General features: G+C 39.9%; 8 protein-coding genes, 5 tRNA genes and 1 pseudogene. 8 read left to right on the top strand and 6 right to left on the bottom strand.

Features of this window, described 5'->3' with window-relative positions:
- Window positions 1–8 precede the first annotated feature (8 nt).
- From SFRI_RS13705 to SFRI_RS13690, 4 genes are all read right to left on the bottom strand, one after another.
- Window positions 9–84: transfer RNA gene (locus SFRI_RS13705), tRNA-Met, on the bottom strand.
- Between the two features lie 46 nt (window positions 85–130).
- Window positions 131–206: transfer RNA gene (locus SFRI_RS13700), tRNA-Met, on the bottom strand.
- 45 nt (window positions 207–251) lie between these two features.
- Window positions 252–327 (bottom strand) — tRNA-Met (locus SFRI_RS13695).
- A gap of 45 nt (window positions 328–372) precedes the next feature.
- A tRNA-Met gene (locus SFRI_RS13690) sits at window positions 373–448 on the bottom strand.
- 295 nt (window positions 449–743) lie between these two features.
- Between SFRI_RS13690 and rlmKL the strand changes: the two genes are divergently transcribed.
- The 5 genes from rlmKL to rmf all read left to right on the top strand — a co-directional run bounded on the left by rlmKL (window position 744) and on the right by rmf (window position 7,366).
- Window positions 744–2,882 (top strand): bifunctional 23S rRNA (guanine(2069)-N(7))-methyltransferase RlmK/23S rRNA (guanine(2445)-N(2))-methyltransferase RlmL, encoded by a 2,139-nt coding sequence (gene rlmKL / locus SFRI_RS13685; protein WP_011638110.1) that lies wholly within the window; start codon window positions 744–746, stop codon window positions 2,880–2,882.
- Window positions 2,869–3,105, top strand: coding sequence for a glutaredoxin family protein (locus SFRI_RS13680; protein ID WP_011638109.1), 237 nt, complete (start codon window positions 2,869–2,871; stop codon window positions 3,103–3,105). Before rlmKL ends, SFRI_RS13680 begins: the two co-directional genes overlap by 14 nt.
- A 1-nt stretch (window position 3,106) precedes the next feature.
- On the top strand, window positions 3,107–5,023 hold the full coding sequence (locus SFRI_RS13675) for an ABC transporter ATP-binding protein (RefSeq protein WP_011638108.1): 1,917 nt from the start codon (window positions 3,107–3,109) through the stop codon (window positions 5,021–5,023).
- Between the two features lie 25 nt (window positions 5,024–5,048).
- Window positions 5,049–6,938, top strand: coding sequence for a DUF3466 family protein (locus SFRI_RS13670; RefSeq protein ID WP_011638107.1), 1,890 nt, complete (start codon window positions 5,049–5,051; stop codon window positions 6,936–6,938).
- Window positions 6,939–7,189: 251 nt separating this feature from the next.
- Window positions 7,190–7,366 carry a ribosome modulation factor gene (rmf, locus tag SFRI_RS13665; RefSeq protein WP_011638106.1) on the top strand — a complete coding sequence of 59 codons (177 nt, stop codon included), beginning with the start codon at window positions 7,190–7,192 and terminating at the stop codon, window positions 7,364–7,366.
- 96 nt (window positions 7,367–7,462) lie between these two features.
- On the opposite strand, the gene fabA is transcribed toward rmf, so the two are convergent.
- Both fabA and SFRI_RS13655 read right to left on the bottom strand, forming a co-directional pair.
- On the bottom strand, window positions 7,463–7,978 hold the full coding sequence (gene fabA / locus SFRI_RS13660) for a bifunctional 3-hydroxydecanoyl-ACP dehydratase/trans-2-decenoyl-ACP isomerase (RefSeq protein ID WP_011638105.1): 516 nt from the start codon (window positions 7,976–7,978) through the stop codon (window positions 7,463–7,465).
- Between the two features lie 75 nt (window positions 7,979–8,053).
- Window positions 8,054–9,793 carry an AAA family ATPase gene (locus tag SFRI_RS13655; RefSeq protein ID WP_041413633.1) on the bottom strand — a complete coding sequence of 580 codons (1,740 nt, stop codon included), beginning with the start codon at window positions 9,791–9,793 and terminating at the stop codon, window positions 8,054–8,056.
- A 275-nt stretch (window positions 9,794–10,068) separates the two neighbouring features.
- On the opposite strand from SFRI_RS13655, the gene SFRI_RS13650 reads away from it, so the two are divergent.
- From SFRI_RS13650 to ptsP, 3 genes and pseudogenes are all read left to right on the top strand, one after another.
- A tRNA-Ser gene (locus SFRI_RS13650) sits at window positions 10,069–10,158 on the top strand.
- 1,152 nt (window positions 10,159–11,310) lie between these two features.
- Window positions 11,311–13,455, top strand: a complete 2,145-nt coding sequence (locus SFRI_RS13640) for a putative bifunctional diguanylate cyclase/phosphodiesterase (protein ID WP_011638103.1) — start codon at window positions 11,311–11,313, stop codon at window positions 13,453–13,455.
- Window positions 13,456–13,656: 201 nt separating this feature from the next.
- A pseudogene (gene ptsP, locus SFRI_RS13635) lies at window positions 13,657–14,718 on the top strand (phosphoenolpyruvate--protein phosphotransferase); the annotation flags it as partial.
- Between the last annotated feature and the right edge of the window lie 28 nt (window positions 14,719–14,746).

The raw sequence follows: 14,746 nt of genomic DNA, 5'->3' as shown, positions 1-14,746 counted from the left end.
TAAAGAAATGGTTGCGGGAGTAGGACTTGAACCTACGACCTTCGGGTTATGAGCCCGACGAGCTACCAACTGCTCCATCCCGCGTCCGATAAAACACTATCAATTATTTTTATTCTATTGACTAAAGAAATGGTTGCGGGAGTAGGACTTGAACCTACGACCTTCGGGTTATGAGCCCGACGAGCTACCAACTGCTCCATCCCGCGTCCGAAAAACGCTATCAATTATTTTTATTCTATTGACTAAAGAAATGGTTGCGGGAGTAGGACTTGAACCTACGACCTTCGGGTTATGAGCCCGACGAGCTACCAACTGCTCCATCCCGCGTCCGAAAAACGCTATCAATTATTTTTATTCTATTGATTAAAGAAATGGTTGCGGGAGTAGGACTTGAACCTACGACCTTCGGGTTATGAGCCCGACGAGCTACCAACTGCTCCATCCCGCGTCCGATTGACGCTGCTTTAATTCATCTTATTAAACTTACTAGTTAGCGTGTTTAACGGTCTGCTTCAAAGCGGGGCGAACTATAGCGATCCCCGTTTATATTTGCAAGTAAAATCTAGGCGATAGCTATTTGTTTGCTGGTAAAATAAGCGAGTCACTGCTTTATCGTACGATATTGCCAAATTAACCCAAAAATAAGGGATTTTAACCGTCCATTTCGATAAGTCGTTGGGGTTATGTGTTTGAGCAGGTATAATGCTGCACTGAATTTTGCGTAACCGATGACTGACTAATACATGTTTAATTTTTTTGCTGCAGCCCCAAAGGGTTTCGAATATAGCCTTGCTTCTGAACTTAAAGAGTTCGGAGCAACCGATGTTAAAGAAAGTGTTGCTGGAGTATATTTTTCTGCTTCATTAGAGCTGGCTTATCGCATTACATTATGGACTCGTTTAGCGAGCCGTATCGTATTAGTCATCTATAAAGGAGCTTGTGATTCTGCTGAGCAACTTTATAACGCAGCATACTGCATTGATTGGCCATCGCATTTTTCCCATAAAAAAACCTTCAGTATTGATTTTCACGGCACGGGTGGTTTCATTAATAACACTCAATTTGGTGCGCTGAAAATTAAAGATGCTGTTGTTGACCGTTTTCGTGATGATGGTACTCCTCGTCCCGATGTAGAACGTGTCAATCCAGATTTTAAAATTGATGCCCATTATCGTAATGGTCAACTGACTATTTCGATGAATTTCTCAGGCGCTTCTTTACACCAACGTGGATACCGTTCAACTACGGGCGAAGCACCATTAAAAGAAAATCTCGCTGCCAATATGTTGGTACGCAGTGGTTGGCAAGCTAATCCTATTACTGTGCTTGACCCATTTTGCGGTAGTGGCACGGTACTAATAGAAGCGGCATTAATGGCTGCTGATATTGCGCCTGGACTAAAACGTGAGAAATTTGGTTTCGAAAATTGGCAGAGTCACAATAAAGCAATGTGGCAGGTTATTTTTGACGAAGCTCAAGCGCGTGCAACATTGGGCAAAACGCGTTGTAAGCTTAAATTTTACGGTTCAGACATCGAACCTCACCTGATTTCTATCGCTAAGCGTAATGCTGAGAATGCTGGTGTTGCTGAATTAATTGAATTTAGTGTGTCAGATGCGCTCGATGTAACACCTCCTGTAAGTGAAGGCTTTTTGATTTCTAACCCGCCTTACGGTGAGCGTTTGGGTAATGTGACCGAGCTTTTACAACTTTATTACCAACTCGGTGATAAGTTTAAAAAAGAGTTTGGTGGCTGGAAAATAGCTATGTTGTGCAGTGATGTTGAACTTATATCATCGCTTAAACTAAAAGCTGATAAGCAGATGAAAATGTTCAACGGCGCATTAGAATGTGCTTTTAACATTTATACCTTACACGCCAACAGTACCCGCCGCGACGTGCCTGAATTGCCTGAAGGTGTTGATATTATCGACATTGCGCCAGCATTTGCGAATCGTATTAAAAAGAATGTTAAACAGTTTGAGAAATGGGCTAAAAAAGAGCGCATAGACAGTTATCGTTTATATGATGCTGATTTACCTGAATACAACGTCGCCATTGATAGATACGTCGATTATGTTGTTATTCAAGAATATTCAGCTCCAGCAACTATTCCTGAAGCGGTGACCAAACGCCGTATTAGTGATGTGCTATTAGCGTTGCCAGGTGCCTTAGGGATTCATCCTGATCGTATCACCTTGAAAACTCGTGAACGTCAGAAGGGTGCTAACCAGTATCAAAAAATTGACGAACGTAAAGTAGAAGTTATCACTGAAGAATATGGTGCTAAATTTAAACTTAACTTAACCGGTTATCTCGATACTGGTTTGTTTCTCGATCACCGTGTTACACGTAAATTGGTTGGCGATAAAGCTAAAGGCAAAAATGTCCTCAATTTATTCGCTTACACGGGGTCTGCATCAGTCCATGCTGCGATTGGCGGAGCTAAATCAGTTACCACCATCGACATGTCTAATACCTACATCAATTGGGCCAAAGAAAACTTTGCCTTAAATGGTTTGTCTGGTGCTAAATACGATTTTATTCAGGCAGACTGTTTGCAGTGGATAAAAGATAATAGTCATCAAAAATATGAACTCATTTTTATCGACCCTCCGACGTTTTCAAATTCAAAACGTATGGAAGACAGTTGGGATGTGCAACGCGACCATGCAGAGATGTTGGGCGGGTTAATTAAGTTGCTTTCTCCAAATGGCGAGCTTATTTTCTCAAATAACAAACGTAAATTTAAAATGGATATCGAAGCGTTGAACCAAGCTGGTATCGACGTGACTAATATCGACCATTTATGTTTACCGCTGGATTATAAACGTAATCCACATATCCATAATGTGTGGCTACTGACACATGCAAAAAAATAGTTCAGTCGCTTATGTGCTATATCACACAGAGGGTTGCCATCTGTGTGATATAGCACAAGTATTGGTTGACCAAACCGCAATAAATTATCAGCACATCGATATTTGTGATAACGCATCACTTGCTGAGCGTTATGGCATGAGCATTCCTGTATTTGTACAGGGCGAACGTGAGTTATTCTGGCCTTTCGATGCCGCACAATTACAAGAATTTTTAGGAGTTTAGATTGAGTCTGGTACGGATTAATAATGGCTCGTTAGCCTACGGTTACATTCCTTTGCTGTTAAATGCAGACTTTACCATTGAACCTGGTGAGCGCGTATGTATCGTCGGGCGTAATGGCGCCGGTAAATCAAGTTTAATGAAAGTATTATCAGGTGATGTATTACTTGATGATGGTGAGTTTAATATTGCAAATGACGTTAACGTTAGCCGTTTACAGCAAGACCCTCCTAAAGCAGAAACTGGATCGGTTTACTCTTATATCGCGGCGGGTTTGAAAGAAATTGGTGAAGCGTTAGAACAGTATCATCAATTATCTCATGATGTTGCAGATGCAAATCCTGAGCAAATGGATCGTATGCTGAATCAAATGCAGCGTCTTCAAGAAGTATTAGATCACAATGACGGCTGGCAATTAGATTCACGCATTATCCAAAACTGTCAATTGTTAGGCCTTGATCCTGATAAGCCATTAAATGAATTGTCTGGTGGTTGGCAGCGTAAAGTGGCGTTAGCTCGTGCACTTGTTGTTAATCCTGATTTATTGTTACTTGACGAACCTACAAACCATTTAGATATCGATACTATTGAGTGGTTAGAGCAATTTTTATTAAGCTTTAAAGGCGCCATAGTATTTGTCAGCCATGACCGTGGTTTTATTCAAAGAATGGCAACGCGTATCGTCGATTTAGATCGTGGTGTCGTGATCTCATTTCCAGGTAACTACCAAGCTTATTTAGATGGTAAGCAAGAATGGTTACGAGTTGAAGCTGAGAAAAACGCTCATTTTGATAAGAAACTTGCCGACGAAGAAACCTGGATCCGTCAAGGTGTTAAAGCACGTCGTACTCGAAATGAAGGACGTGTTCGAGCGTTGAAAGCACTACGTACCGAACGTAGTGAACGCTTAAACCGTCAAGGTAACGCCAAAATGTCGGTATCTGATAACGAACGTTCTGGTAAGTTAGTATTTGATATTAAAAATGTTAATTATAATTTACCTGATAAAAACTTAGTTAAAGATTTCAGTACTACTGTTATACGTGGTGACCGCATAGCGTTAATTGGCCCAAATGGTTGCGGTAAATCAACGCTAATCAAATTGTTAATTGAAAAACTACAGCCTCAATCTGGCGAAATTAAAGTCGGTACTAAGCTAGACGTTGCCTATTTTGACCAGTATCGTGAAGCGCTTGATCCAGAAAAAACAGTAGAAGAAAACGTTGGTGAGGGTAAAAGTACCGTCACCATTAATGGCCAAGATCGCCATATTCTAAGCTATCTACAAGATTTCTTATTCTCGCCAATGCGTGCTCGTACTCCGGTAAAAGCACTTTCTGGTGGTGAAAAGAACCGTTTGTTATTGGCGAGATTATTATTACGCCCTGCCAATTTAATTATTCTCGATGAACCAACAAACGATCTTGATATTGAGACGTTAGAGTTGTTAGAGTCACTACTTGCTGATTTTGCTGGTACATTACTTATCGTGAGCCACGATAGAGCATTTATCGACAATACCGTTACTAGCAGTTGGTGGTTTGCGGGCAATGGACAATGGGCTGAGTATGTTGGTGGTTACCAAGATGCTGTTGCTCAAGGTGCAAAGTTTTATTCTGAGGAACCTGTTGCAACTAATGTTGTCCAACCTACCGCAGTGGTTGAAACAAAGCCTGTCAGTATCCCTGAAAAAGCAGTCAAAAAACTGTCTTATAAATTGCAAAAAGAATTAGATACGCTTCCGAGCCAAATGGAACAGCTCGAGCAAGATATTGCCCAATTGCAGCAAACCATAGCGGGTGCTGATTTTTATAATCAACCGCAGGATTTGGTCAATAAAGCACTGCAGTTGTTGGCAGAAAAAGAACAGAATTTAGAAGTTTGCTTCGAGCGATGGGAAGAGCTTGAGTCACTGAAGTAAAGCATAATAAAACAGGAATAGTTACATGAAGTTAAAGTTTGATAAAGCCTTATCCCTTGTTGCGATAGGTGTATTAAGTGTGATTGGAACAGTTCAAGCTGCGCCAGTATATGAAATTGTTAATATTGAAGATTTCGACCTAAATGGCACTATTGACGGTACACGTAATGGCTATGCCATGGCGGTGAACAGTCAAGATGAAGTTGTCGGTATTTCAAAAGGTAAAAAGAAACTTAGCACCGAAGACATTGAAGGCGGCATCATTGATGTTGAAGATGGTATTTCTGATGCAGAAGAAATTACCTATTCAGTATTAACACCAATAGAAGCAAATAACTTCACCGTCACGACTAGTGCGAATGCCGCTGAAGGTGCTTGGAAGCCTTCATTTTATAGCTTAGCCGGCACGACTAATCCTACTGACGTAGACAGTGATGGTGAACTTGTTGTTAATTCAATTGATACTTTCTTCTATGGTCTTAACAGTAATGGCACCAAAGTAGGTGCTTATACTGGTGAGCAAAAGACCTTGGCTTATGAAGGTACAAGCACAACACAAGAGCTTTGGTATTATCGTGACTTTGAACTTCGTGCCATTGCAGTAAAAGATGATGTCGAATTTTCATTAGTACCTCCTTACACAACCTATGTTCGTGAACAAGATGCTGATACTAGTGCTGCTACCGTTGAGTTAGGTGGTTCGTCTGTTGCTGCCGATGTAAATGAAAATAACCTTGTTGTTGGTTATGGTAGTACTGCGCTGTCGTCATCGAGTGTTGACCGTGTAGATAGCTGTATTAAAAGCGCAGAAGACACTGATGCAGATAATCCTACGCCGCTCGCTATTTGTGTTCAAGATTCTCAGTATCCAGACACTAACAGCCGTCGTTATATTATTTATCAAACACGCGCTTTAGTATGGGATTTAAATAACATAGACGATGCCGGTGTACCTGAGCGTACTGAATTACCGTTAGGCTTAACCCCTGCAACTGACTCAACGTTAATTTACACCGCCCAAGCATTAGGTGTTAACGGCAATGATGATGTCGCTGGCCGGTCACATGTTTATCGTAACGGTGACACCGATAAATTATATTTTGATGCGGCTTACTGGAAAAAGAATGTCAGTGGTGAATATCAATATAATTGGGTAGATATGGAGAATGAAGTCACTAGCTCTATCGCATATGATATTAATGATAATGGTATTTTAGTCGGCAGTTATCGTAAATATATTGGTGGCTATTTGCGTGATAAATTCTTCACATTAGACACTAACAATCCAGAACAAGGGATTGTTACGCCGAATGACTTCCAAACCACATTGTCAGATTTAAGTAGCAAACCTAAAGATATCAACAATAAAGGACAAGTTGTCGGTTATGTTGAATCAACTTACGACAAAGAAAAGCCTCGTCCAAAAGTGGGTTTCTTATTTGAAAATAGTACTAGCGAATTTTCTAATTTAAACGATCTCCTTACCTGTGGTTCTAAAGGCTATGTACAGAATACTGATGGAGAGTGGGCTCGTCATCAAGTGAGTATTCAAGATGGTACTGGTGAAATATTAACTTATAACACCGATATTCAAGTTGTAGAAGCCAATAGCATTAATGAAGACGGTACGATTGTAGGGACTGCATTTATTCGTAAGCCACAATATCAAACCGATGCAACTACTGGTAATGTGCTTGTCGGTGAAAATAACCTACCGCTATTTGAACTAGACGGAAACGGTGCTCCAGTAACTGCATATTTGCCGCGAATGGTTATTTTGAAACCAACCGCTGGTGAAGCATGTACTACTTCAGACACAGTTGAAGAAGAGGCTTATGAGCGTAAAGGTGCAGCCAGTTTTGCTTGGTTATTCACTCTGCCATTATTATGGTTGCGTCGCCGAGTAAAAAAATAGGCTCAACTGTCATTAAAGACTCAGTGTAGCCACAGTCATCTAGCACCCCAAACAGGGGGTAGTCTAGAACCATAAATAAATCGAGGAAATATTCCTCGATTTTTTTTAACCTAATTCTCAATACCTTAATAAAAGATCATTAAAATGATGGTTTTTTGGGTTGATTTTGACTAAAAAACGATCTATTTCTATATGCAAGGCTTCAGCTTTATCATGTCAAACAGAAGCCTGTCACTGAAGAGGACGCATGCATGAAAAGACAGAAGAGAGATCGTTTAGACAGAGCATTTTCAAAAGGATTTCAAGCCGGAGTAGGAGGGCGTTCTAAGGAGGTTTGTCCCCATTCGAATCTGGATTCACGGTCTCAATGGTTAGGTGGATGGCGTGAAGGTATTGACGGTCGTCTTAATGGCTTATTTAACAAGTAGTACTTAATAAGTAACAGTTAATAAAATGCCCTCGCGATGCAGATCGGAGGGCATTGAGCAACATGTTCAACGTATTTTGAGGTAACGTAGTTTTAACTAGAAAGTTGATGTATCACTGAAAATACCTACTTTTAAATCAGTTGCTGAGTATATTTGACGACCATCAACTTCCATAGTGGCATCTGCTATACCCATAACCAATTTACGGTGTATTTTACGTTTAATATTAAGCTTGTAAGTCACTTTCTTTGCATCAGGTAATACTTGGCCGGTAAATTTCACTTCACCCACACCTAATGCACGACCTTTACCTTCAGCGCCTTCCCAGCCTAGGAAGAAACCAACAAGTTGCCACATAGCATCCAAACCTAAACAACCAGGCATTACAGGATCACTAATAAAGTGGCAATCAAAAAACCATAGATCCGGTGTGATATCGAGTTCGGCAATAATTTCACCTTTACCAAATGCACCACCATCTTCATTAATGGTAATGATACGGTCAATCATCAACATATTGTCTACAGGTAAACGTGGTCTATTTGGGCCTAAAAGATTGCCATGACCACATGCGACAAGTTGCTCTTTAGTGAAACTATTAGCTTTTTCCATTTAAATCGATACCACTTAATTGACTGATAATACTAACAAGATAGCGAACACGTGTAAGCTAAACAACTCCGATCACTAAATAATGTGTAATCTAGCTAACAATTTAGCAAAAAAGTTCAGTTCCACGTCGTCATCATCTTGACCGGCTAATTTATCTAAACGTTGTTGTACTAATCCGTAAAGCGTGTCTGGTGCAAAGTCGTTATCTTCATTAGCGACTCCAGCAGGCATTTGCATCAGCAGTTCAACTGCTTGATCCATATGTTCAATTGCATGGATATGAAATAACCCTTTATCAATGGCTTCAATTACAGCAGGTTCAAGATTTAGCTGTAATACATTAGCCTTGGGCATAATAACACCTTGTTCACCCGTTAAACCGCGGCGTTGACATAAATTAAAGAAACCTTCAATTTTCTCATTTACACCACCAATCGCTTGTACATTGCCAAACTGATCTAATGCGCCTGTAACAGCTAAACTTTGGATAATGGGGTGTTCTGCTATTGCAGACATTAAACAACAATACTCGGCGAGTGAAGCACTATCACCATCAATTTCTTGGTAAGACTGTTCAAACACAATATTTGCATTTAAATGAAGAGGCGCATCACGACCAAAAATTCGGTACAAGCAAGCAGATAGGATCATCATGCCTTTTGCATGAATATTGCCCCCCAACTCTGATTTACGTTCAATATCTGCCACTTCGCCATCACCATAATGCACTGATGAGGTAATACGGGCAGGCTCACCATAGGTATAATCGCCTGTATCAATAACTGTAAGGGCATTAATTTGGCCTACCATAGCGCCTTTAGTTGGCAGATTGATGAAATTATCATCAAAACTTTGAGCTGAATATATTTCAGAGCTATTGTGGCGAAATTTTAATTTTTCCAGTGCTTTAGCTATTGCTGCAGCATTCAATGTAGCTTGACCTGAATACACTTTTGCTTGACCTAATAGTTGCCTAAACTCCAACATACTTAAACTTAAGCGTTGTTGATGCTCAACCAAACGAGAGCTATACCAAAATAATGGTAATAAGCTTGATGGTTCTAATTCAACAGATTCTGCTTGGGCAAGTACGTTCAACCATTGCACATAAGACGATTCAGGATGCTGCGTTAGATCAACTTCATTGCTCATTTCAGCTAGCAATGGAAAATGGCGATTAAAGTTTCGGTCTTCAACTCTAAGCTGGCTATACGATAAACCAGAGCCCACAAGAACAATCTTACAATTCAGTGGAATAGGGGTTAACTCATTATTGATACGATAAAAGCCATCGTGGATGATTTGCATCAACAAATCCCACAGGCTTTCACGCTGCCATAATGACGCTAAGCAAATAAACACGAAATGATTTTTCGCTAGTGCACCGGGTTTATAAACACTGGATTTATCCGTTTTAAGCATTCTGCCAAGTAAATCAGCACGGCGAATTGTCCCTTGTAAATAACAGGACAGTGATTCTTGTTTAGCAATAATGCCGACATGTTCAGGCGGGAGTGTTTGTTGCCACTTAAACTGAATGTCCGTATCTTCTTGCTGTTTTTTAGTTGCAACAAGGTAATGACTTGAAGGCGTGTTAGCTTGAGTTACCAACGCATCAATAAATAGTGATCTATCTACCCCTAAAAAATCAGCAAGAAATAAATGTTGCGAATTTGTTTTGCTCATTAATTTGAATGTTTCAACCACTCGTTCTTGGCCAAGTAGTATATGGCTTGGAAAAGAAACTGAAGTCGATGCATCAGGTAAATGATATTGAGGAGCGAGTTTGGCACTAGGCAGTAGCGTTGAATTCATATAGTGGTAATTTAGCTGCGACAACGGAAAATAATGAGATGATATTAGCATAAAGCACCACAAAAGCCTTAGCAGATTCAACTCTTCTAGGTTACCTGGATGCTGTTGAAGTGATTCAAGTCTATAAAAGAGTCGCCAATGCGTTTTGTGTTGATTAAAAAAGTCTCAATGATGACAGAAATATGAGCATGCTGATTAAATGCTATGCACTCAGGTGTTTTTTTTAACTTTATGGTTTACAAGCAAACGAGTTACTTATATTATTCAGCCCGTTCGGAGGGATGGCAGAGTGGTCGAATGCACCGGTCTTGAAAACCGGCAACGGTTTATCCCGTTCTAGGGTTCAAATCCCTATCCCTCCGCCACATTCAATAAAAAGGCCCGCTATTTATAGCGGGCCTTTTTATTGGGCGAAAGATAGAGATCTGAACCCCGGGTTCCTCTTTATTAAAAGCAAGCTATCCCTCCTCAAGATTTAAGGCCAAATGTCAAACCGACAAATATAAGGCCTTTTTATTTGGGCGAAAGATAGGACTTTGAACTATAGGGTTCCTCTTTATAAAAGAAAGCTATCCCTCCTCAAGATTTAAGGCCAAATGCCAAACCGACAAAGATAAGGCCTTTTTATTTGGTCGAAAGATAGGGCTCTGAACCCCGGGTTCCTCTTTATAAAAGAAAGCTATCCCTCCTCAAGATTTAAGGCCAAATGCCAAACCAACAAATATAAGGCCTTTTTATTTGGGCGAAAGATAGGACTTTGGACTATAGGGTTCCTCTTTATAAAAGAAAGCTATCCCTCCTCAAGATTCAAGACCAAATGCCAAACCGACAAATATAAGGCTTATTTATTGGGGCGCAAGATAGGATTTTGAGCTCCCAAGGCTCCTCTTTATGAAAAGCAAGCTATTCATCCTCATTAACAATTTTGAGCTTTACCTGCATCAAGTGAATATTGTGAGCATTTATACCGAAAACGACGACAAGGCACCACAAATTGCCAGCGCAGGCTGTGCGCTTAAGTATCCCCTCCCAAAAACACAACACATTCTCATATTTGATTGCTATCAAGTTTTTCAACTGTGCTGAATTCCGTAGGTGACCGATAAGCCACTAATTCAAAGCTAGTTTTTGGATGTGTCGATTGAAGTTGATGAGTTGAATACATCGAGCAGAGCTACCGCCAAAGCAATGACAATGAGCTATGTTAGTTGTTCAGAGGATGGGTGGCACAGTCTTGTTCTACCGTTTTTATTTTGGATATAGTGTAAAAATTTGAAGCTCTAATCTCATCCTGTTTGTCGTTTTATTAAAATGTTTTTTCGCTCATTAACTAAGTGATTTGCTTTGATACTTAATCAAGCTTACCTTATATTAAAGAATATCTGTTCGTTAAGACTGTTTTGGTATTGAAGTTAAAAAACAGTAATAAGTAGACTTTTGTGGTTAATTAAAAGGCAAAAGTTCTTATTTACAAAAGCTGGTTAAATCCATAATTTTTCCCAAACAGTATAAAGGCCATGCACAAGAATACGATAAGCCAAGAGGTTAATGAGTTAGTTTTAGATGCGACTAATGTTGGCGTCTGGGATTGGCGTGTTGAAAATGATGGTCTTGTTTGTAATGAACGTTGGGCTGAGATTATAGGGTATACCTTATCGGAGTTAATGCCTGTTGATTACCAAACTTGGCTAGATGTATTACACCCAGATGATTTGCCTAAGGCAATTAAAAATTATGATTACCACTGTCAAGGCCAAAGCGAACTTTGTGAGTTAGAAGTTCGTTTAAAACACAAAAGCGGTCATTATGTTTGGGTATTGTCTACAGGTAAAGCTATTGCATGGGATGTTGAAGGCAAACCGACACGAATGATTGGCATGCACCAAGAAATAACCTTTCGTAAGAGGCAGGAAGAACTACTTGCAACCACAACCGAGTTATTGAGAGAATCTCAAGAGATAGGCAAGCTAGGTGGCTGGCAACTCAACTTGCATAACGGTGACTTGATTTGGACAGATGAAACTTACCGAATTTATGAAACAACTCCGCAAGAATATATTCCTACCGTTGAAATGGGGGTAAGTTATTTATTACCCGATTCCAAAAAATTATTCCAAGAAGCGCTTGATGCTGCTATTCAACTTGGCGAAGAGTATGACTTAGAGCTTGAAACTTATACCACGAAAGGACAAAAGATTGACGTTAGAACGACCTGTCATGTTACATATGTCGATGGTGTTGCTGAAAAATTAAGTGGTATATTTCAAGACATTACCGACGAAAAAAATAATCAACGCAAACTTGAAAAAAGTAATCAGGTATTAAAAGAAGTAAATGAGAAGTTAAAGTTTGCAGCGAATTATGATCCACTTACACATTTGCCAAACAGAAATTTGTTAGCTGATCGAATGCAGCAAGCGCTTATCAAAGCGCAGCGTAATAGCAAACAAATAGCTATAGCCTTCCTAGACTTGGATGGCTTTAAAGAGGTAAATGATGCTTACGGTCATGATATAGGAGATGAGTTCCTTTGCCTTATTGCAAATAGGTTTAAAACTGCAATACGAGAGGATGATACTCTTGCCAGGTTTGGTGGCGATGAGTTTGTTTTGATTCTTGATGATTTAGACAGTCATCAAGAAGCATCAGAAATATTACAGCGAATACTTTCTTCAATTACAGAAATATTTATTATTGAAAATAAGCGTCTTTCTATAACGGTGAGTATTGGAGTGACGTTTTTCCCGCAGGATAATAGTCACGCAGACATACTTATTCGTCATGCTGATCAGGCTATGTATAGGGCTAAAGAGCAGGGAAAGAATTGCATTCATGAATTTGACTTTGAAAATGATGTAGCGATAAAACTCCAGTATCGAGAGTTAGAATACATAATCAATGGATTTAATAACAATGAGTTTTTGTTATTCTACCAACCAAAAATCAATATGGAAAGTAATGAAATCATAGGTTTAGAGGCCCTTATTCGTTGGCAACATCCGACAGAAGGTCTTTTGTCACCATTTCGCTTTTTGCCCTACATTGAAGAAGAACCTCTAGCAATTGAGTTAGGTAAATGGGTAATTGACCAAGCAATAAAGCAGCATAATGAATGGCGACGCTTAGGAATAGTTATACCTATCAGTGTCAATGTCAGTCCATTACAACTTCAGCATGAAGATTTCATTAAACAATTAAATGAAATCTTATTTCTCAACACTAGTTTTCAAGCGGGTCAGCTTGAATTTGAAATTTTAGAATCCAGTATTATTAAAGATACTCAGCACATCGCTGAGGTTATTAGTCAATGTAAACAGTTAGGGATACGTTTTTCGTTAGATGATTTTGGTACGGGGTTTTCATCTTTAAGCTATTTGAGAAAGTTAAAGACTGATGTTATAAAAATAGATCAATCTTTTGTCATTGACATGTTAGATGATATGGATGATCAAGCCATTGTAAAAAGTGTCATTGAATTATCGAAGACCTTCGGTCGTTCTGTGATAGCAGAGGGGGTTGAAACCCAAGAGCATGGTCGGCAATTACTTAAAATGGGATGTCAATTAGCACAAGGTTTCGGTATAGCAAGACCAATGCCAGCAAGTTCAATCCCTGAGTGGATTAATTTATGGAATGCGTCTCCTCCTTGGATTTGTAAATGAGCTTTATGAGTTAGTCTTTAGTGTATGTTGATCTTTGTGTGAAAGCATATGAAAGCTATTTTTCAACAACTGTAACCGTCATCAGCGCTTATAAAGTAGTAGGTTATCGATTTCATGTGTTCACCTAAAGTCATGTACGAGATAAGAATATCAACTCTATTTAGGTGGCCAAAATAACTATGCCACTACAATACAGCAAAAGGTTATCTATTATTGTCGCCAACTGAAGCTGAAATGGCGCAACTTGATGTGATTAAAAATGCCGCTGAGCAGCAGAAAGCATTGGCTTTCGCGCACAAAGATGAGACAGCCGTTACCTTAGATGGAGTGCGATTTGAAATTGCCGGCAATATCGCTAAAGTCAGTGATGCCCAGAAATTAGTTGAAATGGGAGGTGAAGCGGTTGGTTTATTGCGTTCTGAATTCCTTTATCAAGACCAATCAGTTGCACCTTCTGAGGATGATCAGGAACAAGTCTATCGTGCGGTACTGCAAACGTTAGGACAGCGTCCTTTAGTTGTACGTACGTTAGATGTAGGAGGAGATAAGCCGTTAGCCTATTTACCTTTGCCTAAAGAAGATAATCCATTCCTCGGTGAACGTGGTATCCGTGTTGGTTTAGATAAGCCAGCAGTATTACGACAACAAGTTCGCGCACTATTGAAAGCGGCTGATGCAGGAAACTTACGCATTATGTTCCCTATGGTAGCGTCTTTGTTTGAGCTTAAGTTGGCCAAACAAGTCGTTAAAGAAGAAGCCGAAAAACTGGCTATCGATATTAGTGGGATCCAAATTGGCATCATGATTGAAGTGCCATCGGCAGCCGTAATGGCAGATGTGTTGGCCGAACATGTCGACTTTTTCTCCATTGGTACTAATGATTTGACTCAATATACCTTAGCGATTGATCGTGGACATCCTAAGTTAGCCGCCATTGCTGATGGATTGCATCCTGCTGTATTACGCCTGATCGATATGACGGTTAAGGCCGCGCATGCCAAAGGTAAATGGGCTGGCATTTGTGGTGGATTGGCCGGCGAAAAAGATGCTGTGCCTATTTTGGTCGGCTTAGGTATTGATGAACTGTCTGTGAGTGTGCCTTCCATTCCAGAAGTGAAGCATCAAGTGCGCCATTTAAATCAGCAAGCGTGTCAGCTTATCGCTGCTAAAGCGATGAGCTGTGCAGATGCCAAAGATGTTCGAGCATTAATGCGAGATCCTAATACGTTACTTGCCGTTAAAGGCGATATTGAAAAACGTTGATCACTTGGTAATCTATTAAAATTTCTAA

The organism is Shewanella frigidimarina NCIMB 400 (genome assembly GCF_000014705.1).
GTDB classification, from domain to species: Bacteria; Pseudomonadota; Gammaproteobacteria; order Enterobacterales; family Shewanellaceae; genus Shewanella; species Shewanella frigidimarina.
The sequence above is the reverse complement of the archived record's forward strand: the minus strand, read 5'-3'. Positions and strand labels throughout refer to the sequence as shown.